The organism is Krasilnikovia sp. MM14-A1004, assembly GCF_047159485.1.
Classification (GTDB): domain Bacteria; phylum Actinomycetota; class Actinomycetes; order Mycobacteriales; family Micromonosporaceae; genus Actinoplanes.
The window spans coordinates 1,138,988-1,160,903 of record NZ_AP038773.1; the positions used below are offsets into that span (position 1 = coordinate 1,138,988).

General features: G+C 73.1%; 22 protein-coding genes and 1 pseudogene. 16 read left to right on the top strand and 7 right to left on the bottom strand.

What is annotated here, in order from left to right:
- Window positions 1-34 precede the first annotated feature (34 nt).
- The gene (locus ACMCNN_RS05330) at window positions 35-925 is read right to left on the bottom strand and encodes an LPXTG cell wall anchor domain-containing protein (RefSeq protein WP_412745054.1); all 891 of its coding nucleotides are present in this window, start codon (window positions 923-925) and stop codon (window positions 35-37) included.
- 520 nt (window positions 926-1,445) lie between these two features.
- On the opposite strand from ACMCNN_RS05330, the gene rsmD reads away from it, so the two are divergent.
- The 9 genes and pseudogenes from rsmD to mutM all read left to right on the top strand — a co-directional run bounded on the left by rsmD (window position 1,446) and on the right by mutM (window position 8,309).
- Window positions 1,446-2,021, top strand: coding sequence for a 16S rRNA (guanine(966)-N(2))-methyltransferase RsmD (gene rsmD / locus ACMCNN_RS05335; protein WP_412745055.1), 576 nt, complete (start codon window positions 1,446-1,448; stop codon window positions 2,019-2,021).
- Window positions 2,018-2,497: a pantetheine-phosphate adenylyltransferase gene (coaD, locus tag ACMCNN_RS05340; protein WP_412745056.1), complete on the top strand. Its 480-nt coding sequence runs from the start codon at window positions 2,018-2,020 to the stop codon at window positions 2,495-2,497. The genes rsmD and coaD overlap by 4 nt, the downstream gene beginning before the upstream one ends.
- A gap of 118 nt (window positions 2,498-2,615) precedes the next feature.
- Window positions 2,616-3,113, top strand: a complete 498-nt coding sequence (locus ACMCNN_RS05345; RefSeq protein ID WP_130513149.1) for a hypothetical protein — start codon at window positions 2,616-2,618, stop codon at window positions 3,111-3,113.
- 121 nt (window positions 3,114-3,234) lie between these two features.
- Window positions 3,235-3,867: a YceD family protein gene (locus tag ACMCNN_RS05350; protein WP_412745057.1), complete on the top strand. Its 633-nt coding sequence runs from the start codon at window positions 3,235-3,237 to the stop codon at window positions 3,865-3,867.
- Window positions 3,868-3,872: 5 nt separating this feature from the next.
- Complete coding sequence (gene rpmF, locus ACMCNN_RS05355) at window positions 3,873-4,046, top strand: 50S ribosomal protein L32 (RefSeq protein ID WP_067685631.1); 174 nt, start codon at window positions 3,873-3,875, stop codon at window positions 4,044-4,046.
- A gap of 133 nt (window positions 4,047-4,179) precedes the next feature.
- Window positions 4,180-5,226, top strand: a complete 1,047-nt coding sequence (locus ACMCNN_RS05360) for a phosphate acyltransferase PlsX (RefSeq protein ID WP_412747063.1) — start codon at window positions 4,180-4,182, stop codon at window positions 5,224-5,226.
- Window positions 5,216-5,980 (top strand): annotated as a pseudogene (gene rnc, locus ACMCNN_RS05365) (ribonuclease III); the annotation flags it as partial. The gene ACMCNN_RS05360 and the pseudogene rnc, both read left to right, overlap by 11 nt.
- Before the next feature lie 248 nt (window positions 5,981-6,228).
- A complete protein-coding gene (locus tag ACMCNN_RS05370) occupies window positions 6,229-7,437 on the top strand; it encodes a mannosyltransferase family protein (RefSeq protein ID WP_412745058.1) in 1,209 nt (402 codons plus the stop codon).
- Window positions 7,438-7,454: 17 nt separating this feature from the next.
- Complete coding sequence (gene mutM, locus ACMCNN_RS05375) at window positions 7,455-8,309, top strand: bifunctional DNA-formamidopyrimidine glycosylase/DNA-(apurinic or apyrimidinic site) lyase (RefSeq protein WP_412745059.1); 855 nt, start codon at window positions 7,455-7,457, stop codon at window positions 8,307-8,309.
- Here the strand turns inward: mutM and ACMCNN_RS05380 are convergent.
- Both ACMCNN_RS05380 and ACMCNN_RS05385 read right to left on the bottom strand, forming a co-directional pair.
- Window positions 8,245-8,832, bottom strand: a complete 588-nt coding sequence (locus tag ACMCNN_RS05380; protein WP_412745060.1) for a Spherulin-4 — start codon at window positions 8,830-8,832, stop codon at window positions 8,245-8,247. The two genes, mutM and ACMCNN_RS05380, sit on opposite strands and share 65 nt — an antisense overlap.
- 76 nt (window positions 8,833-8,908) lie before the next feature.
- Window positions 8,909-10,417 (bottom strand): DUF3492 domain-containing protein, encoded by a 1,509-nt coding sequence (locus tag ACMCNN_RS05385; protein WP_412745061.1) that lies wholly within the window; start codon window positions 10,415-10,417, stop codon window positions 8,909-8,911.
- A gap of 641 nt (window positions 10,418-11,058) precedes the next feature.
- Between ACMCNN_RS05385 and ACMCNN_RS05390 the strand changes: the two genes are divergently transcribed.
- From ACMCNN_RS05390 to ACMCNN_RS05420, 7 genes are all read left to right on the top strand, one after another.
- A complete protein-coding gene (locus tag ACMCNN_RS05390) occupies window positions 11,059-11,253 on the top strand; it encodes a hypothetical protein (RefSeq protein WP_089291272.1) in 195 nt (64 codons plus the stop codon).
- Between the two features lie 267 nt (window positions 11,254-11,520).
- Window positions 11,521-15,102, top strand: a complete 3,582-nt coding sequence (smc, locus tag ACMCNN_RS05395) for a chromosome segregation protein SMC (RefSeq protein ID WP_412745062.1) — start codon at window positions 11,521-11,523, stop codon at window positions 15,100-15,102.
- 24 nt (window positions 15,103-15,126) lie between these two features.
- On the top strand, window positions 15,127-15,741 hold the full coding sequence (locus tag ACMCNN_RS05400) for an HAD family hydrolase (protein WP_412745063.1): 615 nt from the start codon (window positions 15,127-15,129) through the stop codon (window positions 15,739-15,741).
- A 152-nt stretch (window positions 15,742-15,893) separates the two neighbouring features.
- Window positions 15,894-16,406, top strand: coding sequence for a sigma-70 family RNA polymerase sigma factor (locus ACMCNN_RS05405; protein WP_412745064.1), 513 nt, complete (start codon window positions 15,894-15,896; stop codon window positions 16,404-16,406).
- Window positions 16,399-17,217, top strand: coding sequence for a hypothetical protein (locus ACMCNN_RS05410; RefSeq protein ID WP_412745065.1), 819 nt, complete (start codon window positions 16,399-16,401; stop codon window positions 17,215-17,217). The genes ACMCNN_RS05405 and ACMCNN_RS05410 overlap by 8 nt, the downstream gene beginning before the upstream one ends.
- 39 nt (window positions 17,218-17,256) lie before the next feature.
- Entirely contained in the window at window positions 17,257-17,979 is a 723-nt protein-coding gene (locus ACMCNN_RS05415) for a hypothetical protein (RefSeq protein WP_412745066.1), read from the top strand.
- A 59-nt stretch (window positions 17,980-18,038) separates the two neighbouring features.
- Window positions 18,039-18,716 (top strand): adenosylcobinamide amidohydrolase, encoded by a 678-nt coding sequence (locus ACMCNN_RS05420; RefSeq protein ID WP_412745067.1) that lies wholly within the window; start codon window positions 18,039-18,041, stop codon window positions 18,714-18,716.
- Window positions 18,717-18,760: 44 nt separating this feature from the next.
- Here ACMCNN_RS05420 and ACMCNN_RS05425 read toward each other — a convergent pair whose 3' ends face one another.
- The 4 genes from ACMCNN_RS05425 to ACMCNN_RS05440 all read right to left on the bottom strand — a co-directional run bounded on the left by ACMCNN_RS05425 (window position 18,761) and on the right by ACMCNN_RS05440 (window position 21,915).
- Window positions 18,761-19,282: a DinB family protein gene (locus tag ACMCNN_RS05425; RefSeq protein ID WP_412745068.1), complete on the bottom strand. Its 522-nt coding sequence runs from the start codon at window positions 19,280-19,282 to the stop codon at window positions 18,761-18,763.
- 40 nt (window positions 19,283-19,322) lie between these two features.
- Complete coding sequence (locus tag ACMCNN_RS05430; protein WP_412745069.1) at window positions 19,323-19,754, bottom strand: hypothetical protein; 432 nt, start codon at window positions 19,752-19,754, stop codon at window positions 19,323-19,325.
- Window positions 19,751-20,026, bottom strand: a complete 276-nt coding sequence (locus ACMCNN_RS05435; protein WP_412745070.1) for a hypothetical protein — start codon at window positions 20,024-20,026, stop codon at window positions 19,751-19,753. The genes ACMCNN_RS05430 and ACMCNN_RS05435 overlap by 4 nt, the downstream gene beginning before the upstream one ends.
- A gap of 116 nt (window positions 20,027-20,142) precedes the next feature.
- Window positions 20,143-21,915, bottom strand: coding sequence for an alkaline phosphatase D family protein (locus ACMCNN_RS05440; RefSeq protein ID WP_412745071.1), 1,773 nt, complete (start codon window positions 21,913-21,915; stop codon window positions 20,143-20,145).
- Window position 21,916: the final 1 nt, after the last annotated feature.

Here is a 21,916-nt window from a genome sequence, read left to right on the forward strand (position 1 = left end):
ACCGGTACGCCCCTTTTCTAGGGAATCAGTGCTGTCAGGCGGTGAACTTCACCTTGCGCCGACGGGCCATGAAGAAGAGCACGCCACCGATGGCCAGCAGCGCGGCCGCGCCACCGGCGATCGAGCCCGCGGCCGCACCGGTCACCGGCAGACCGCCGCCGCCACCGTTGCTGTCACAGCCCTCGGGCAGCTTGTAGGTGATCGTCTCGACCGGGGAGGTCCCGTAGCCCTTGACGCTGATGCTGAGCTTGATCTGGAAGCCCGGCGTGGCGCTGAACTTCTCCACCTTGCGGTCGCCCTGCTTGAAGGCGACGTCCCGCTTCTCGCCCTTGCTGGTCTTGAGGTGGAGCGTGAACTCGATCCCGTCCTTGGGGTTGTCGAAGCCGATGCTGACCGTGGTGCAGTCCGCCTCGATGATCGGGGTCGGCTCGCCCGGCTCGGCGGGCTTGGTCGGCGGCGTCGACGGCTTGGTCGGCGGGGTGGACGGCTGGTCCGTCGGAGCGCACTTCTCCTTCGGCTTGGTGATCTCCTCCGACACGGTCTTGTCGATGTCGGTGTAGTTGCGGATCCAGTGCGCGCCGATGGTGAGCGTCGCGGACTCGTCTTCCTTCGTCAGCTTCTGCTCGCCCTTGAGCTCGCCCTCGCCGTTCTTGGGCAGGACGTCCTTGACGGCGATCCCGGAGAACTTGCTGTCCTCCGGCCCGGCCGTCACGACCGTGATGTCGCCCTGAAGGTCCTTCTCACTGTTGGTGACGCTCCAGGTCACCGTCCACGAGCCGTCCTCCTGGACGCAGGACGGGGTCCCACTGATGATCGGGTGGTGGGCGCTGGCGGGGGCGGCGAATGCGACGACCCCGGCGAGGCCGAGGAAGGTGCCGGCCAGCGCGGCCGTGCTGCGGCGCAGCGGCGACTTGAACAGCTTCACGCGTACTCCTGGAGGAGAAGAGGAGAAGGGGTACGGGTCGCGGAGGGCAGCGATGTCGCGGATGGACGGTCCGCGGACGACGCCTCCCCACGTCGTCGTGTCGCCGGCGTTTCGGCGCCACAGGGGCATGACCATAGCCACTGTGGTGCCGCTGTGGAACCTCTCAGCGGGGCTTAAGGGTGTTGATGCGCGCCCGAGATCTTTGCTCCACTGAGTGCAGTGCCTCCGATGCGCCGTGTATCGATCGCCGCCGCGTTTCCGGCCGTGCATATCCGATCAATTCGGGCACAGCTACGTAAATGCTGTCGACACGCCTCGTCCGGCTATGTGGGGGTTCCTGTGGCGAACCTCGCCTTGCGCGGTTCCGCCCGGAAGGCGGATCTCGTCATCCATTGGGGATCTTTCCGACCTCGATCGGGTCGAGGCCGGTATGCCCGCCCGGGGCCCGGACCGGTGCCGCACCCCGCGGCGGCCGGTGCAGTAGCGTCAGACGGGTAGCCACACACCCGCGAGAGGGGCCATGACCAGGATCATCGCCGGTGCCCACGGCGGTCGCCGGCTGGCCGCACCGGCCGGCGCGCAGACCCGGCCGACGTCCGACCGCGTCCGGGAGGCGTTCTTCAGCTCCGTGGAGGCCCTCACGGATCTCGAGGGGGCCCGCTTCGCCGACCTGTACGCCGGTTCGGGAGCGGTCGGCCTGGAGGCGCTGTCCCGGGGGGCGAGTTTCACGCTGCTTGTCGAGTCCGACGGGCGGGCGGCCCGGATCATCCGGGACAACATCGTGGCGTTGCGCGTCGGCACGGCCGCCCGGCTGGTCACGGGCAAGGTCGCCCAGGTGCTCGCGACCCCGCCCGAGGGCGGGCCGTACGACGTGGTCTTCGCCGACCCGCCGTACGCGCTGGGCGACGACGAACTGGCCGACATGCAGCGGGCCCTGCTCGACAACGGCTGGCTGGCGCCGGGCGCGGTGGTCGCGATCGAGCGGTCCACCCGTACGGCGGTGCGCGGTGAACCACTGGCCTGGGTGGACGGGATCGCCGCCGAGCGCAGCCGCCGCTACGGCGAGACCACTCTTTGGTACGGTCGCCGATCATGAGACGTGCGGTCTGTCCCGGCTCCTTCGACCCGGTGACCAACGGGCATCTGGACATCATCGGCCGGGCGAGCCGGCTCTTCGACGAGGTCATCGTCGGTGTGCTCATCAACCAGTCGAAGAGCGGCCTGTTCACGGTCGAGGAACGGCTGGACATGCTGCGCGAGGTGACCGCCAAGTACGGCAACGTCCGGGTCGAGTCCTTCCACGGCCTGCTGGTCGACTTCTGCCGCGCCCAGCAGGCGGCGGTCGTGGTCAAGGGGCTGCGCGCGGTCAGCGACTTCGACTACGAGTTGCAGATGGCGCAGATGAACATCGGCCTCTCCGGCGTCGAGACGTTGTTCATGCCGACCAACCCGCTGTATTCATTCCTCTCGTCCAGCCTGGTCAAGGACGTCGTGAAGTGGGGCGGCGACGCTTCGGGGTATCTGCCGGACTTCGTCGCCGAGCTGCTGGCGGCCCGGCTGCGCCAGGGCTGAGCGCGCCCGACGCGCCGACGGCGATCGAGCGGGCGAGTCCCACTTCGCCTCATCATTAACGGCAGTAACGTGTCCACACCACGCACCGTGGGTGCGAGACGACAGGAGTGAGGCACCGGTGGATCCGCTGGACCGCATCGACGAGATCATCGCCATGGTGGAGGCCGCGCGCTCCGTGCCCATGTCGCGGACCAACTTCCTGTTCGACCGTGCCGAGATGATCGCCCTGCTCGACGAGCTGCGCGCCGAACTGCCGGGGGACATCCGCCGGGCGGTGGCGCTGCTGGAGGAGCGCGACAAGATCATCGACGCGGGCAAGCGCGAGGCGGACCGGATCATCAGCGAGGGCGAGACCGAGCACGCCCGGCTCGTCTCCGTCAACGAGATCACCGTGTCCGCCGAGCACGAGGCGGCCCGGATCATCGCGGAGGCCCGCTCCGAGGCGCAGCGGCTGCGCGAGGAGGTCGACGACTACGTCGACACCGCCCTGGCCAACTTCGAGCAGTTCCTCACCCGCGCGCTCGCCTCCATCGAGCGTGGCCGGGACAAGATGCATGCCCTGCGCGAGATCGGCACCTTCCAGGGGGAGGACGCCGAGCGTCCGCTGCCGTTCTGACCCGGTTCGACGCCCGGCCGCCTGCTCAGGTAATCTTTCGTGTCGGCCTGCACCGGGCCGGAGTTTTACCACGCCCGAAACAGGCCCAGCACTTCCGCAACAAGGTTCCAGGCACCCCACCATGCCCAAGCATCCGCAGAATCACCTCGATCCCAGGCAGCCGCTGGTCGTCGACACGACGAAGCTCCCGCGCCAGCCTGGTGCGACGCGTACCCTTCAGCGGGTGGTGCCGGCCCCGCTGGATCTCGGGCTGGAGCTGATCCAGGTGCCCGAGGGCTCCGACCTCGAACTCGACCTGAGCCTGACGTCGGTCTCCGAGGGGGTCTACGTCAGCGGCGCGGTCCGGGGCTCGCTGTCCGGCGAGTGCGGGCGCTGCCTGAACCCGATCGGCGAGACCTTCGACGTGCCCATCGCGGAGCTGTACGCGTACGAGGACAGCACCACCGAGGAGACGACGGACTCCGACGAGGTCGGCCGGATGCAGGGTGACCTGATCGACCTGGAGCCGGCGGTACGGGACGCGGTGGTGCTCACGCTGCCGCCGAACCCGGTCTGCCGGCCGGACTGCCCGGGGTTGTGCCCCGAGTGCGGGGTGCATCTCGACGACCTCCCGGCCGACCACAGCCACGAGGACGTGGACCCCCGCTGGGCCGCTCTGCAGAGCCTGTCGGACGCGGCTGCGCCGCAGCACCAGAACATTGAGCTGTCAAAGGCGGCTTCGCCGCAACACCAGCAACACCGGATCGAGGAGTAGGTACCGTGGCCGTCCCCAAGCGCAAGATGTCGCGCAGCAACACCCGTTCGCGCCGGGCGAACTGGAAGGCGACCGCGGTCTCGACCGTGGCCTGCCCCCAGTGCAAGTCGCCGAAGCTGCCGCACGCCGCCTGCTCGGTCTGCGGCACGTACAACGGTCGTCAGGTCCTCGAGGTCTGAGTCGCCAGGAGTGACACGCCCGGACACCGGGCGGGTCGCGCCTGAGCGACGGCGATCGCCCGGTGCCCCGGCTCCCGGGCGGCCCGGCGGGGAATCCCCCACCGGCGCTGCCCCGGACACGGGCACCGCGCGGATCGCCGTCGACCTCCTCGGCGGGGACCATGCTCCCGCCGTCGTGGTTGACGGCGCTCTGCGCGCCTGTCAGGCCGACCCGGCCCTTCAGCTTCTGCTCGTCGGCCCGCCGGACGCGGCCGACGCGGTGACCGCTGCTCTGCCACCGGCCGATCGCGGCCGGGTGCGCACTCTCACTCCGGGCGACCGCCCCGACCTGGCCCGCCTGCGAGGTTCCGCCGGGCTCGCCCGAGGCGGCGTCGCGGGATCCGGACCCGTCCGAGGCGGCGGGCACGATCCCACCGCCGAACCGGGGCCCGCGCGTGGCGGCCGACCGGAGCACGACGAGAGCTGGGTCGAGTCCGGGGTGCGCGCGGCCGTACTGGCGGTCGCGCAGGGCCGGGCCGACGCGGTCGTGTCGGCGGGCAACACCGGCGCCACGGTCACCTCCGCGGCGCTCGGCCTGGGCCGCTGGCCCGGGGTACGCCGCCCCGCGCTGGCCGCCGTCCTGCCCACCGTCGCCGGGCGGCTGGTGCTTCTCGACGTGGGCGCCTCGGTGGACCCGGACGAGCCGACCCTCGGCATGCACGCCCAGCTCGGCGCCGCGTACGCGGCCGTCGTGCACGGCGCGGACCGGCCCCGGGTCGGGTTGCTCACCATCGGCACCGAGCGCGGCAAGGGTGACCGGCTGCGCCGCACCGCCCCGGCCGTGCTGGCCGGGACCGGCCTCCCCGCGGGGGCCCGTTACGTCGGACTGGTCGAGGGCAACGACGTCGTCCACGGCGCGGGCGCCGACGTCGTGGTGACCGACGGCTTCACCGGAAACATCCTGCTCAAGGGGCTGGAAACCGCGTACGCGCTGGTGGGCCCGCCCACGGCCGCCGCCGACCCGCCGCCCCGCGCGGCGGTCCTGCTCGGAGTCGCGGGCACCGTCGTGGTGTGCCACGGCGCCGCCGGCCCCGACGACCTGGCCGCGGGCATCGCCCTCGCGGCCACCCTGCACCGCCGGGCCGCCGTCGCGGCCATCGCCGGAATGATCCCGCTCAGCGAGGTGTCACATGACCAATGAGAAACGTCGCCGGCCGTCCACCTTGCCCCTGGAGGAGGCGTTCGGGATCACCCTCGACCCCGACCTGCTGGGACGCGCCCTGACCCACCGCTCGTACGCGTACGAGAACGGCGGCCTGCCCACCAACGAGCGCCTGGAGTTCCTCGGCGACTCCGTGCTCGGCGTGGTGATCACCTCGGCGCTGTTCCACAACCACCCGGACCTGCCCGAGGGGCAGCTCGCCAAGCTGCGCGCCAGCGTGGTGAACATGCATGCGCTCGCCGACGTGGCGCGTTCGCTGGGCCCGCAGGGCCTGGGCCCGCACCTGCTGCTGGGCAAGGGCGAGGAGACCACCGGTGGCCGGGACAAGGCCAGCATCCTGGCCGACACGCTGGAGGCGCTGCTCGGCGCGATCTACCTGGAGCACGGGCTGGACGTCGCGTCCGAGGTGATCCACCGGCTGTTCGATTCGCTGATGGCCGAGTCGGCCGGGCGCGGGGCGGCCCTGGATTGGAAGACCAGCCTGCAGGAGCTGACGGCCGCGCTGGGGCTCGGCGTGCCGGACTACCTCATCGACGACTCCGGTCCGGACCACGCCAAGACGTTCACCGCCTGGGTGGTGGTGGCCGGCGAGCGCTACGGCGGCTCGGACGGGCGCAGCAAGAAGCAGGCCGAGCAGCGGGCGGCCGCCGCGGCGTGGCGCACGCTGACCGAGCGGGCCGAGGCGCAGACCCCGCCGCCCGCGGTCGCCGGGGGCGGCCACGCCGACCCGGCCCGCACCGGGGCCGCCGTGGACGGTGACGCGGCGGCGGCCCGGACCGACGTGCCCCCCGCCGCCGTGGACGGTCACCGGGACGGGACCGCGGGCGGAACCGCCGGGACCGGCACGACGGCCGGAAGCGGGACCACGGCCGGGAGCACGACGGCTGGGAGCGGGACGGCTGGGAGCGGGACGGCCGGGAGCGGGACGGCCGGGAGCGGGACGGCTGGGAGCGGGACGACTGCCGGGGACGGCGCGCAGCGGTGAGCATCGCGTCCGACGAGACGACCGGCGGGACCGCGGTGCCGGGCGACACCCCCGATGCCGAACCGGATCCGGGCCTCTGGGCGCGGGCCGGCCGGTGGCGCGGGGTCGGCGCCGCCGTCGGCATCTTCGCGCTGACCCGCATCGTCCAGCTGGCCATGCTGCTGTGGCTGGGCGCGGTCGCCGACGACGGGGTCGGCCTGCGGGGCCGCCTGCTGGTCTGGGACGCCGGCTGGTTCCTGCGGGTCGCCGTGCGCGGCTACCCGCACGGCTACACGTACGGCGACGACGGCCAGCTCCAGGGAAACGAGCTGGCCTTCTTCCCGCTGTACCCGATGCTGATCCGGGGCTTGACCGCACTCGGCCTCGAAGCCCCCACGGCGGCCATCACGGTGAGCTGGGTCGCGTCCGTGGGCGCTGCGGTCGCCCTGCACCTGCTCGGCACCAGCCTGTACGGCCGCCGTGCGGGCTGGGCCCTGGTCGCGATCTGCTGCTCCGCCCCGGTGTCCGTGGTGTTGTCCATGGCGTACTCGGAAAGCCTCTTCCTGGCCCTGGTGGCGGGGATGCTGGTGGCCGCGCACCGCCGGGTGTGGTGGGTGGCCGGCCTGCTCGGGCTCGGCGCCGCGCTGACCCGACCGACCGGCGTCGCGGCCGCGCTGGCGCTGGCCGTGGCGGCGTTGCTGGAGCTGCGCCGCCCGGACGCGCGGCGGCGGTGGATGCCGGTGGCGGCCGCCCTGCTGGCCCTCGCCGGGGTGCCCGCCTTCCTCGCCTGGGTGGGTCTGCGGGTGGGCGACGCGACCGCGTGGTTCCGGATCCAGACCGCCGGCTGGGGCACCTCTTTCGACTACGGCGAGAGCACTGTCGCGTTCCTCGGCCGCACGTTGAGCAGCGGCGACGGCTGGGTCCCGGTGAGCGTGGCGCTGCTGCTGCTCGTGGCGCTGGCCGCGGCCGGGGTGTCGCTGGCCGGTCGCCCCTGGCTGCCGCTGGCCGTGTACGGGGTCGTGGCGATGGTGCTCGTCTACGGCCAGGCGGGGTTCTACCACTCCAAGCCGCGGCTGCTGCTGCCCGTACTCTTGACGCTGCTGCCCGCGGTCATCGCCGCCGCCCGCGCCCGGCCACGGGTCGCGGTGCTGGCGATCACCGCCTGGGCCGCCTTCGGGCTGTGGTACGGCGCCTACCTGGTCGTCGTCTGGCCCTACACCCTCTAGCCGCGGAAGGGGCGCACGTGCCGGAGCTGCCCGAGGTCGAGACCGTCCGACAGGGACTCGCCACCTGGGTGACCGGCCGGACCATCGCCACGGTCGAGGTGCATCACCCGCGCGCGATCCGGCGCCATCTGCCCGGTGACGCCCACTTCGCCGCGGTGCTGACCGGCCGGACGGTCACCGGAGTGTCGCGGCGCGGCAAGTACCTGTGGCTGCCGCTGGACTCCGGCGACGCGATCATCGGCCACCTCGGGATGAGCGGGCAACTGCTGCTGCAGCCCGCCGAGGCTCCGGACGAGACCCACCTGCGGGTCCGGTTCACCTTCACCGACGGCGGCCCGCAGCTGCGCTTCGTCGACCAGCGCACGTTCGGTGGGCTGTCGGTGTCCGAGGGTGGTGCGGTGCTGCCCGCCGAGATCGCGCACATCGCGCGCGACCCGCTGGACCCGGAGTTCTCCGATGAGGACTTCGTGGCGGCGCTGCGCCGCAAGCGCACAGAGGTCAAGCGGGCGCTGCTCGATCAGACCCTGATCTCCGGGGTGGGCAACATCTACGCGGACGAGGCGTTGTGGCGCGCCCGGCTGCACGGCGCCCGGGCCACGGACGCGTTGACCGGCCCGGCCGCCCGCCGGCTGCTCGGGCACGTCAGGGACGTGCTGCGCGAGGCGATCGTCGCGGGCGGCACCAGCTTCGACGCCCTGTACGTCAACGTCAACGGCGAGAGCGGCTACTTCGACCGTTCGCTCGACGCATACGGGCGGGAGGGGTTGCCGTGCCACCGGTGCGGCACGGCGATCCGCCGGGAGCAGTTCATGAACCGCTCGTCGTACAGCTGTCCGCGCTGTCAGCCCCGTCCTCGGCGGACTCCGCGCTGACCGGCGGGGTGGCGTCGGTGGCCAGCCCGAACCCGGCGCCGCGGCGACCCATGAGCCGCCGCGCCGCGGTGAGCAGCTGCGGCGGCACCCCGTGCACGAGGTGTCCGTCGCCGGGCCGCGCCCCGTCCCCGGCCCACCCCTGGTACGCCGTCCACGACCCGTCGAACGTGCAGATCCGCACGCCCAGGTCGCGGTAGAGCGGGTGGGTGGGCACGCCCGGGTTGAGCACCACCCGGTGCAGCCCGCGCCGCGCCGCCAGCCGGATGGTCAGCGCGACCGGGCCGACCCCGCCCGCCCCGGCCGGTGCCCGATCCAGGAACAGCCCCTCGACGCCGTCGCCGCGCCAGGCGTCCACCGCGGCCAGCACGTCGGCCAGCGAACGGCTGCCCCAGTCCAGGTCGATGCGGCCGAGCACCTGGTGCGCGGTGCCCCGTTCGCCCGGCCGTTCCTGCACCATCCAGGTGTCGGCGTCCAGTTCCAGCTCGGGCGAGGGGTACGCGTACGGGGGGAACAGGGTCTTCACGGCATTCTCCGGTTCTCAGGCTGGGTCCGGATGGGAATCCGGGGCGGGGGTCGGTCGGACCAAGGGCATCGGCGCGCTAAGGGCTCGGTAATCGCTGGTCCCCGGCCAGCCACCGCAGTGTGGCGGGCCGGGCGGTGCGCGGGGCGGGCACCGCGAGGGCCAGCTCGAAGGCGGGCGCGGGTGGCGGCGCGGCCAGGTCGGTGTAGAGCGCGTCGTAGGCGCGGACCACCCGGTCGGTGGTGAAGCAGGCCAGGGCGCGGCGCCGGGCGGCGTCCCCGAGCACGCGGCGCCGGGCCGGTTCGCGCAGCAGCGCCACGCAGGCCTCGGCGAGCGCCGCCGGGTCGTCGGCGGACACGAGGACGCCCGCGTCGCCGAGCGTCTCGGCGACCGGTCCGACGTCGACGCCGACCACGGCACGGCCGGACATCATCGCCTCGATCAGGTGGGACGGCGGGTCGGCCGGGCCGGGCAGGTGCACGACGACGTGCCCGGCCGCGTACCTGTCGCGGGGGTCGGCGGGCAGCGGGTGCAGGCGTACGGCGCGGCCGAGCCCGCTGCGTTCGATCCGTTCGGCGCAGTGGTCCTCGTGTGCGCCGGTCACGCCGACCAGGTGCAGCACCGTGCCGGGCACGGCGGCCACCACCGCGGCGTACGCGTCGAGCAGCGCGACGATCCCGCTGTCCGGCCCGCCGGTGCCGGCCCAGACCAGCGCCGGTTCGGTGTCCGGTTCGGGCGCGGCGGGGAAGTCCATGGGATCCACCCCGGCCGGTACGGGCACGAGCCGGGTGGGGCTGGCCCCGTGCCGCAGCGCCCACCCGTGGTGGTACGCGCTCAGCGGCGCGATCAGCCCGGCCTCGGCGTACCCGGTGCGGGCCACGGCGTGCCGGAACCGGCGCAGCACGGTACGGACCGTGGGGGAGAGGCGTTCCTCGGTGGGCCGCAGCCGCCCCATCACCGCCCGCGCCTCGGTGAGCAGCAGCGGGGTGCCGGTGCGCCAGCGCGCGGCGAGCGCGGCCAGCAGCGGGGTGGTGCCGCCGACGCAGTGCACGAGGTCGACCGCGGGGGCGGCCACGCCGAGCGGGCGGGCGGCATGCCGCAGCAGCGTCGCGGCGGTACGCGCGTCGCGCACCCCGAGGCGGGGCAGCGGGAGCCGGTCCGTGCCGGGCGGGCCGGACCGTTCGGCGCGCCACGCGTCGAGCAGCGCCTCGGCCAGGGCCACGCCGCCGAGCGGATCGTCGGCGGGTCCCTCGGGGTCGGCGTCGACGTGGCGTACGAGGCGGCGCAGGCCGTCGGCGAACAGGGCGTCGGCGTGCCCCGGTTCACCCATCAGGCCGCGGCAGAGCAGTACGGCGGCGACGCCGTCGCCGTCGCCGCGCCGGGGCTCACCCCGGCCGAGGACCACGGCGCGGGCGGAGGCCACGTTGCCCGGCAGCGGGTACGCGGGTGCCCCCGGCGGTTCCCGGTCGGTGATCGTGAGCAGGTCGAAGGTGCGCCGACTCAGACCCTCGACCAGTCCGCGGCACCATCCGCCGAGCGCGTCACGCCGGTACGGGTACCCGCCCCCGGTGAGCAGACAGATGCGCATGCCCGGCTCAGCACCGTGGGCGCGACGGGGGCGATATCACGAAGGACAGAACGACACAGCGCCGAAAAGTAACGGGACCTTGTCGCCAAGACGACCAGATTGCGCACTATTTGTGCGTTTCAGGGTGATTTCGTCCTAGGAATGCCACCCTGTCCGGTGGGACCCCTGCTGTGCCGGGTGCCCCGCCACTGGCACCCGGCACAGAGGGTGGCGACCGGGGGTCGCGCCCCGGCCGGGGGCCCGCGGTCGCCGATAATCTCAAAGATCGACATTCTTCGACCCCGGTGACGGTAAGCATTCGGGGCGGTGAGCAGCAAACCGCCTAAGAAAGGTTTTAAGTCCCGCTAATGGGTGGCGGGGGTGGCGTGATTCACTCTGTTCATGCTCGGTGTCACGCAGCCCACGGCTTGACGCAGCGTGGGGATCGGCGGACTATAGGACCTGTCGCCAGTCGCGCCCGCTTGTGCCCAGTTGTGTACTGGGCGTAAGGGATCTGCACCTCACAGCAAGTTCCAACGAGGTGCAGGATACTGCGCTCACGCGTGCCCGTGGGTGTAGGTGCGTTTTTCGCTGGGCGCGCGTATGGCCGGCTTTCCGGCAGCGCATTGAATAGAGACGCAGCGTCTCACTAGGAGTCCAACATGGCGAAGGCCCTCTACGGCCACGTAGGTGCGGCGCCCGACCGGCGCCTGCTCGACGAGGTCACCCGACTGCGTTCCAGGGTGCAGGCTCTGGAGTTCGAGGTCACCCGCCTCCGGGCGGAGAACGACCGACTCGCGGCTGCGGCCGCCGAGGCGGACGACATTCTGCGGCTGACGGAGCCGGCGCTGACCTGAGCTTCACCCCGGGCGTCGCGATCCGGCGCTTGACATCCCCTCGCACTACAAACGCATATCGCAGCAGCGCGCCTCCACCCCGTGGCGGCGCGCATTCTTTTTCCGGTGACTCCGTACGGCTGGATGCCCGGTGCGGCAGAGTTCATGCCTTGTTCTCCCCCCGGTTTATGCCCGGCTTCCGGGCGCTGAGCGCGGCGAATGCGTACCCACCTGCGACGCCGGGTACCCTGCTGCGGAGCAGCCTGCACCGCCGACCCTCGGAGATCCGTGCACCTCAAGAGCCTGACGGTGAAGGGATTCAAGTCCTTCGCCTCCGCGACGACGCTGCGGCTGGAGCCGGGCATCACCTGCGTGGTGGGTCCCAACGGCTCCGGCAAGTCCAACGTCGTCGACGCCATCGCCTGGGTCCTCGGCGAGCAGGGCGCCAAGGCACTGCGCGGCGGCAAGATGGAGGACGTCATCTTCGCCGGCACCGCCGGGCGCGCCCCGCTGGGCCGGGCCGAGGTGACCCTCACGATCGACAACGGCGACGGCGCCCTGCCCATCGACTACACAGAGGTGTCGATCACCCGCCGGATGTTCCGCTCCGGCGAGAGCGAATACGAGATCAACGGCAGCCAGTGCCGCCTGCTCGACATCCAGGAACTGCTCAGCGACTCCGGCATCGGCCGGGAGATGCACATCATCGTCGGCCAGGGGCGCCTCGACGCGATGCTGCACGCCAAGCCGGAGGACCGCCGCGCGTTCATCGAGGAGGCGGCCGGCGTACTGAAGCATCGCAAGCGCAAGGAAAAGGCCCTGCGCAAGCTCGACGCGATGCAGACCAACCTCAACCGGCTCACCGACCTCACCGCCGAGTTGCGCCGCCAGCTCAAGCCGCTCGGCCGGCAGGCCGAGGTGGCCCGGCGCGCGGCAGGCATCCAGTCCGACCTGCGCGACGCCCGGCTGCGCCTGCTGGCCGACGACCTGCACACGCTGCGGACCACCCTGGACAAGGAGATCGCGGACGAGTCCGCGATGCGCGAACGCCGCCAGCAGGTAGAGGACGAGAACCACGAGGTCCAGCGCTGGCTGGCCGACCTGGAGGCCGCGCACGCAGAGGACGCCCCGCTGCTGGCCGCCGCCCAGGACACCTGGTACAAGCTGTCCGCCCTGCAGGAGCGCTTCCGCTCCACAGAGCAGCTCGCCAGCGAACGGATGCGCCACCTGAGCGCCACCGCCGACGAGGAGCGGCCCGGACGCGACCCGGAGCAGCTCGTCGCGGAGGCGGAGCGGGTCCGCGAGCAGGAGCAGGAGCTGCGCGACGCGCTGACCGAGGACCAGATGCGGCTGGCCGAGGCGATCGAGCACCGCCAGGAGCTGGAACGGCAGCTGCACGCGGCCGAGGGCGCCCTGCGTACCGCGGCCAAGGCCATCGCGGACCGGCGCGAGGGGCTGGCCAAGCTCACCGGCCAGGTCAACGCGGCCCGCGCCCGTACCGAGGGCGCGGCCGAGGAGATCGAACGCCTCGCCGCCGCGCACACCGACGCCTTCGGCCGGGCGCAGGCCGCGCAGGCGGAGGTCGACGCGGTCGCGGCCGAGTCCACCGAGGCCGACCGGGACAACGCCGACCTCGACGCCCGGCATGCAGAGGCGGTCGCCGCGCACGAGCGGGCCGCCGCCGTGGCCAAGGAGCTGTCCGACGCCGAGCGCGCCGCCGAGAAGGACGCCGCGAGCTGGAAGGCCCGGGAGGAGGCGCTCGCCCTCGGCCTGCAGCGCAAGGACGGTGCCGGTGCGCTGCTCGGCAAGGCCGCCGAGGTGCCGGGCCTGCTCGGCAGCCTGGCGTCCATGCTCACTGTCGCGCCCGGACACGAAGCCGCGCTGGCCGCCGCGCTGGGCGGGCTCGCCGACGCGGTCGCCCTCACCGGGATCGACGAGGCCGTCGAGGCCATGCGTACGCTCAAAATCGCCGACGCGGGCCGCGCCTCACTCGTGGTCGCCGGGCCCGCCGCGCCCGGCATGCAGGGCTCGCTGGACGCGCTGCGGCCCGCACTGCCGGACGGCGCCGTGTGGGCACCCGACGTGATCGGCTGCCCCGACGCGATCCGGCCCGCGCTGCACCGGGCACTGCGCGACGTCGTCCTCGTCCCCGACCTCGCCGCCGCCACGGCCCTGATCGCCGCGAATGCCGAGTTCCGCGCGGTCACCCCCGACGGCGACGTGCTCGGCGCGTACGCGGCGGCCGGTGGCTCCGGCAAGCAGACCAGCTACCTGGAGGTGCAGGCCGCGGTCGACGAGGCCAAGGCCAACCGGGAGGCCGCCGAGCTGGCCATCGGTGAGCTGCGCGAACGCCTCGCCGAGGCTCGCGCCGAAGTCGCGGAGCACAAGCAGGCGGTCGACGTGGCCGCCGCCGCCAAGCGCGCCGCCGAGGGCGAACGCAACGCCGCCGCCCGCCGCCTCGCCGAGCTGGGCGCCGCCGCCCGCTCCGCGCAGGCCGAGACGGAACGGCTCGGCGCCGCCCGCAGCAAGGCCGAGGCCGCCCGCGACGTCGACCTGACCCGCCTCGCCGAGCTGGAGGAGCGGCTGCGCCTGGCCGAGGCCACCCCGATCGACGAGGAACCCTCCACCGAGGAACGCGACCAGCTCGCCGCGCTCGTGCCCCAGGCCCGGCAGAACGAGATGGAGGTACGCCTGGCCGTGCGTACCGCCGAGGAGCGGGTCGCGTCCATCGCGGGCCGCGCCGACTCGCTGCTGCGCCAGGCCAACGCCGAACGGCAGGCCCGGGAACGCGCCGCCGCCCGCCGCGCCGCCCGCGCCCGCGGTGCCGAGATCGCCCGCGCGGTCGCCCTCGGCGCGGCGGAGGCGCTCAAGCGTGTCGCGGTCTCCCTGGCCGCCGCGGTGGAGACCCGCGACGAGCTGGCCCGCGCCCGCACCGCCCGCGAGGCGGAGCTGCAGGAGGTACGCGCCACCGCGAAACGCCTGCTGGCCGAGCTGGAGCGGCTCACCAACGAGGTGCACCGCGACGAGGTCGCCCGTGCCGAGCAGCGGCTGCGCATCGAGCAGCTGGAGGCCAAGGCCGCCGAGGACTTCTCGCTCGACGTCGACACCCTGATCGGCGAGTACGGCCCGGACCAGTGGGTGCCGCCCACCCAGGCCGAGGTGACCGCCGCCGAGGCGGCCGGGGAGCCGGAGCCCGCTCCCGTGCCATACCACCGGCCGACGCAGGAGAAGCGCGCCAACAAGGCCGAACGCGACCTGGCCCTGCTCGGCAAGGTGAACCCGCTGGCCCTGGAGGAGTTCGCGGCGCTGGAGGAGCGGTTCAAGTTCCTCTCCGACCAGCTCGAAGACCTCAAGGAAACCCGCAAGGACCTGCTCACTGTCGTCAAGGACGTCGACGACCGGATCCTGGAGGTGTTCACCTCCGCGTTCGAGGACACCGCCCGGGAGTTCCAGACGGTCTTCCAGGTGCTGTTCCCCGGTGGCGAGGGGCGCCTCGTGCTCACCGACCCGGAGGACATGCTCACCACCGGCGTCGAGGTCGAGGCGCGCCCGCCCGGCAAGAAGATCAAGCGGCTGTCGCTGCTGTCCGGCGGCGAGCGGTCACTGACCGCGGTGGCCATGCTCTGCGCCATCTTCCGCGCCCGGCCCAGCCCGTTCTACATCATGGACGAGGTCGAGGCCGCCCTCGACGACGTCAACCTGGGCCGCCTGATCACCCTCTTCCACCAGCTGCGGGAGAAGAGCCAGCTGCTCATCATCACCCACCAGAAGCGCACCATGGAGGTCGCCGACGCCCTGTACGGCGTCACCATGCGCGCCGGCGTGACCCAGGTGATCAGCCAGCGGCTCAACCACCCGGTGGAGGACTGAGCCGCCCTCGATAGGCTCACGATCATGCGTCGCCAACCCGCCAAGGCCCTGCTCATCGACCTCGACGGCGTCCTGCGCCGCTGGGACCCGGCCGTTCCGGCCGCCGTCGAGCAGAAGTACGGCCTCAGCTCCGGCGCGCTGATGGACACGGCGTTCACGTGGGACCTGCTGCGGCCCGCAGTGTCCGGTGAGCTGACCGACGCGCAGTGGATGAGCTTGGTGGCCGAGCGGCTGCCGCTGCCCGCCGAGGACGCATCCGCGGCGGTCGACGAGTGGCAGACCCACCGCGGGGAGGTCGACCCCGAGGTGCTCTCGCTGGTCCGCGAGGCGCGCGCCGCCGGGCAGCCGGTGGGCATCGCCACCAACGCCACCGACCGGCTGCCCGGTGACCTGGCCGCGCTCGGCCTCACCGACGAGGTGGACCTGGTCGTCAGCTCGTGGGAGCTGCGCATCCACAAGCCCGCCCCGGAGTTCTTCGCCCGCGCGGCGGCCGCCCTCGGCCTCGAACCGCAGTGGATCCTGTTCGTGGACGACGACGACCGGGTCATCCGCGGCGCCCGGGCGGCGAAACTGCTCGCGTACCGCTGGTCCGGGCCGGACGGGCTGCCGTACCTGCGCGGGGCGCTCGGACTGCCGTAACGCACGCAACCGGCATGCCCGCTCAGGCGTCAAGAGGGCATGGCGGGAGAGAAGATCGCATCTGATGCAACCGGACCGCGGGGCCGGGCGTCACGTTCTCGACGCCCGGTGAAGATCGCCGGGCGGACGGGTCAGCTCAGGAGAAGCGATCGATGCGGGATGCCGAAGAGTTCGACGCCTTCTACACGGCGTCGTCCCGGCGGGTACTGGGTCAGGTGTACGCCATGACCGGCAACCGGGCCGAGGCCGAGGACGCCGTGGCGGAGGCGTACCTGAAGGCGTGGGACCGGTGGTCCACGGTCCGCGACTGCGACAGCCCCGAGGCGTGGGTGCGTCGCGTCGCCTCCCGCAACGCGGTCAGCGCCTGGCGCAAGGCCGTGAACCGGCTGCGCGCCCACCACCGCGACGCGGTCGGCGAGGAGGTCGAGGGTCTCGGCCCCGACCACGTCGCCCTCGTGCACGCGCTGCGGCAGATCCCCGGCGACCAGCGCCGGGTCATCGTCCTGCACCACCTCGTCGGCCTGAACGTCGCCGAGATCGCGCAGGAGGTCGGCGCGCCCACTGGCACGGTCAAGGCCCGGCTCGCCCGCGGCCGCCGGGCCATGGCCGAACATCTGAGCGACACCGAAGGCCCCGCCACGGGAAGGGTGAGCCACGATGCCTGAGCACGACCTCGACCGCGGCCTCGCCGCGCTCGCCCGGCACGCCGGGCACACCGGGCGGCTGGCCTCCGCCGGCGACGTACGGGCCCGGGCGGACCGCCGCCGCAAGCACCGGTACGCCGCCACCGGTGCCCTCGGCGCCGTCACCGCGGTAGCGCTCGGGGTCGGCATCGCCGCCGCCCAGCCGGGCCGCGGTCCCACCCCCGGCCCGCCCCTGCCCGCCGCATCGCCGTCCACCCACTCGGTCTCTCCCGTCCCATCGGAGTCGACCGCCCCGACCACGCCCACCACCTCCCACCCACCGACGTCGCGCACGCCGTCCACGCAGGACCCGGCGGTCCTGTCCGGCAAGCGGCAGGTGTTCCTGTTCGTGCTGGACAAGGGGGTGGAGGTGCCCGAGTCGGTGGTCGCGGTGACCCCGTCCGGGCGCGTCGGGATCACCGCCGACTACGGCGACCGCGCGCTGTTCGTGCCCGTGCCCACCGCCCCCGGCAGCTCCGAACACCTCATCAAGACGGGCAAGCTCACCGCCGGCGGGGAGCCGTACTGCGTGCGGGTGCGCAACAACGGCAGCAACCCGCTCACCGTGGTCACGGCCGCCTGCGACGCGAGCGACCCCGCCCAGCGGTTCGTCTTCGCCGAGCACGGCCGGGACAACCAGCAACGCATGACGTACGCGGTCCGCAACGGCGACGCGTACCTGCGGTGGAACCCGACCGGAACCTCCGGACTGATCGCCGAGGAGATCGGCGACGGGACGCTCGACACCACGTTCGTCCTCATCGACCGGGGCGCCGCCACCCTGCCGTTCTGACACACCCCTCCCATCCCTCTCGACGAAGGAGAGTTCCTCATGCGCGCGTACCTTCAGGCGTCCGCCCTCGGCGCCGTGACCGCCACCCTGCTGCTCGGCTCGACGGCCTGTGCCGGGAAGCCGGGCGAACCGTCGGCGGCCAGCGGACTCGGCTCACCGGCCGGTAGTCCAGCGGCGTCCAGCGCCCCGGTCGCCGCCGCGCCCGTCCGTTCCACTCCGGCGTCGTCCCGCCCCGCCGCGTCCGCACCGGCCGCGTCCGGAGGCTCGGCCGCCGCCGGGGTCTTCTCCGGGCGCCGGCAGGTGTCCCTGGTGCCGGTCGGCAGCGAGGGCATCGTGGTGGTGGACGGTTCCGGGCGGATCGGGCTGACCGACGGTTCCGGCGACCGGGCGTTGTTCGCACTCACCCCGATCGGCGGCGACCGGTACCTGATCCAGACGGCGAAGATCCGCGTCGGCGGGGAGGCCTCGTGCGTGGCGGTGCGCGGCACCGGCGACGGCCCCGCGCCGGTGGTGACGGCGGCCTGTGACGCGTCCGCCCCGGGACAGCAGTTCCGGTTCCGGCGTACGGGTGACGCCGAGGGCAAGCCCACCTACACCGTCTACACGGGAGCGAACACGTTCCTGGTCCGCGACGAGCAGGGCGAACTGCTGCCGGGCGGCACGGGTGTGGCCGCCGTACGGATCGGCGAGGGAACGCCGGACATCGACACGCCGTTCGTGGTGGCCGACCGTGGTCCTGCGAGCCTGCCCGCACTGGACTGAGGTCAGCAGGCGGATCGTCGGTCGCACGGTCGAGCCGTGGCACGCGTTAGGGTCCAGCCATGATCGCCGAACCGGTCCCGGGCCACCGCACCGAGCAGGGTTGCGACCTTCCGCTGCTGGTGTGGCGCCTGCCCGAGCCCGTGTTCGCAGTCTCCTCGGCGGTGCTCGGCGGCGGGCTGGGACCGTGCCACTGGATCGTCAACGCCACCGTGCCGATGTCGTACGACCGCGACGACCCGGCCGCGCATCTGGGCGAAATCGCCGCCGGGCTGGACCTGACCGGACCCGGCGTGGGGCTGCTGACCGGCGTCGACGTCGCCGACGTGGTGGCCGCGGACGACGAGGGCGTGCGGCTGTGGGCAACGGTCGGCCTCAGCGCTCCCATCCAGGCCGCTGCCGCCCCCACCACTGAGCAGGGGCCGTACGCGGGGACCGTCAACCTCGTGGCGTGGGTGCCGCAGCGGCTCAGCGACGGCGCCCTGGTCAACGCGGTCGCCACCATCACGGAGGCCAAGACGCAGGCGATCCGCGAGTTGGGCCTGGCCGCCACCGGAACCGCGACCGACGCGGTCGTGGTGCTCTGCCCGCCGAACGGCCCGGCGGCGGCCTACGGCGGACCTCGCGCGCCATGGGGCCGGCGGCTGGCCAACGCGGCGTTCCGGGCGGTCCTCGACGGCGGCGCGGCCAACCTGGCCGGACCCTCGTCGTGGTCGGAGCGGCAGAACCAGGATTGTTAGCGGATCGGCCTCGGAGGCCGTCGTCGTTTCGAAGGCGGCTCTCCTCAGTCGCCGGTCGCGCCGTCGATCCGCTCCCGGATCAGGTCGGCGTGGCCGTTGTGCCGGGCGTACTCCTCGATCATGTGCAGGTAGACCCAGCGCAGGCTGATGGCGGCCTGCCGCGGCGTGGCGAATTCGTGATCGAGGGGCAGGTCGGCCACGGCGGTACGGGCCAGCGTGATCTCGGCGAGGTAGGCGGCGTGGTCGGCCGCGGCATCCGCGTTGGCGACGTCGTCGAAGTCGCCGTCGACGTTGTCCGGGGCGCAGTAGGCGGCCTGGACGTTCTGGCCGGCGGCGCGACGGCGGAACCAGATGCGCTCGACCTCGGTCATGTGCCGGATCAGCCCGAGCAGGGTGAGGTTGGACGGCTCGACCGCGGCGGTCTTGAGCTGGTCGGCGGTGAGCCCGGCGGCCTTGGAGAGCAGGGTCTGGCGATGCCAGTCGAGCCAGCCTTCGAGCATGGGGCGCTCGTCGCCGGTGAAAGGCTCGGAGTTGCGCTGAGCTGGTGGCGCGGTCCAGGAGGTCATTCAGACATCCTGGACCGCGCCTCGATCGGGCACAGCCGGTTTACGCGTCGTCGCGGGGAATGGTGAGGATGTTGTCGGCCGGGACCAGGGCCCTGACCTCGTCCGGTTCGGCGGTGAGGTACAGGGCGCCGAGATCGTTGGCCGCCCATACTCCTTGTGCAAGAGATAGGTCGCCGTCGGTCACGACCAACGCGCCTGCCACGTCCTCGGCGGCCTGCTGATCCAGGACCAACACCGTCGTGCTGGGCAGGCTGGCCACCAGGCGTAGCAGTCCCCGCGCGTCCTTGTCGTCCAGGTGGGCGGCGTGTGCTGCGCTCAGTGCCGCGGCGGGGATACCGATGACGGTGTCCATTTCGGCGGTCACCTCACCAAGCACCTCGCCGACGTGGACGTGGCCCCTCGCGTAGGACTGCAGGGCAGAGCGGTCGAGGATTGCCCGGATGTCGGGGGTGGCACCGGATTCGCTGGTCATTCCGGCTCCGGGAGGCGTCCGGCCTGGATGGCCTCGGCGTAGCGGCGGGCCTTGGCGCGTTGCTCCTCGGTGAGGGGGCGTAGGACGGAGCGGGCCCAGGCTCGGCCCTCCGGTGTGGACCGGAAGCCGACGGCCTCCAGTGCCTTCCGGGTTTCCGCGGCGCGCTCCATCCGGGCGCGTACCGCGTTGGTGACGATGTCCGTGGCGTGGGGGTGACTGTCGAGGTATTCGGCTACGTCGTCGGGAAGACTCACAGTGATCCGCCTCGTCATGCTCGAATCATACCGGTGGGATTGGCACAGGTGTACCAATGTGCGGTGACACCAACGAGTGAACGGCGGGGCCCTGTCGTTCTGTAGGAACAATACTACGAAGCGGCAGGCTCGGTTTAGTCACCGGTCAAGCAGACGTGACCCACGTCGACGAGCCGGCCGTCCTTGGTGGTGCCCTCGATCACCACGGACGCCTGGTCGCCCGTGTGCCGCAGTGTGGCGACCGCGTTGCCGAAGTACGGCCCGGTCACCCGCTTCCACCGCAGTGCCGGGCGCGGCACCCCGGCGGCCTTCGCCAGCCCGCGTACCGCCCGCGCCGCCGCCCGCGACCAGCCGAGCCGCATCAGCGGGCGCAGCGGGGCGGGCACCTCGTTGTGGATGGGTGAGCAGGTCAGCTGGTGCACCGGTGTGCGCATGGCGGGGCCCAGCTCGGCCCGCGCGACGTACGAGTGGTGCACGTCGCCGGAGAGCACACTGATCGAGGCCGGGGCGGCGTACGCGCCGCCCGCGCCCCTGCGGTGGCCGGGCGCCTGCGGGCCGCCCTCGCCGAGGCGGCGGAACAGCTCGGTGAGTGCGTCGAACGAGCGCCCGAACGCCGCCCAGTGCTCCAGGTCGAATACCCGTCGGACCCGCTCGCCGAGCGCCGCCCGGCGCGTACCCCGGGAATCCGCCAGCTTCTCGCTCCACGCTTCGGCGTGGTGGATCGCGGGCGGCATGAGCCAGGGCAGCGACGACCCGACGACGAGGTGGTCGTAGTCGCCGTGGGCCTGGTCGACGAACCAGCCCCACTCCTCGGCGGGCAGCATCGCCCGCCGCCCCGGCGTGAGCACCCGGCTGCACCGGTTGTCCAACACCACCAGCCGGGTACGCCCGAGGTCCAGCGCGAAGCTCCACCGGTACGCCCGCGGCGCGTCTCCGGTGCCCGGCGCGCCATCCGGGTGCGGCGCCTCGCCGACGACATGCGGCGCGCCGTCGCGCGGCTGGCGCCCGTTCGGCCCGGGAGGGGAGGCGGAGCCGGGCTCGTCGACCGCGCGGCCGAACTCGCGCAGCAGCTCGGTGGCGTCCCCGGCGGCGGTGACGCGCTGATACAGCGGGTCGGCGGCCAGCTCGTCCGGGTCGAGGTTGCCCAGGTGCTGATAGACCCAGTACGACGCGAGGCCCGCGGTGATCCGCTCGCGCCACCACGGTTGCGCGGACATGTCCCGCCGCCACGAGGCCGAGGTGTTCCAGTCGTCGATGATCTCGTGGTCGTCGAAGATCATGACGCTGGGCACGGTGGCCAGCAGCCAGCGGACCTCCGGGTCGCGCCAGGACTCCAGGTAGAGCGCGGTGTACTCCTCGTACGCGACCACCTGGTCAGCGGGGCCCTGGTGACCGGCCGCGCGGCGGCGGCGCAGGACCCGGCGTACCCCGGCGGAGGTCTCGTCCGCGTAGACCTGGTCGCCGAGCAGCACCAGCAGGTCGGGGCGCTGGCCCGGTTCGTCCATCAGCCGACGCGCGTAGGCGTCGAGCGCGTCCGGCGGCAGGGAGCGGCGGGTGGCGTTCGGGGTGGCCTCGCGGCACGAGCCGAAGACCAGCCGCACCGGCTCGGCAGCGTCGTCGGCGGACCGGGTCCGGATCACCGACGGCGGGTACGGCGAGTCCGGCTCGGGCCACACCTGCCTGTCGTTCAGCAGCACCCGGTACGCGGTCGCGGTGTCGGGGGCCAGCCCCTCGACGACGACGAGCGCGTAGTGGTGCCCGTACGCGCAGAAGGTGGACGCGGACCCGGCGGCGCCGCCGTCGGCCTCGACCCGCACGAGCGCGGGCGCGGACGTCTCCACCCACACCGTGGCACGGTCGCCGACGACGCGGCGCAGCAGCGGCCCGATGCGCAGCTGCGCGGTCACC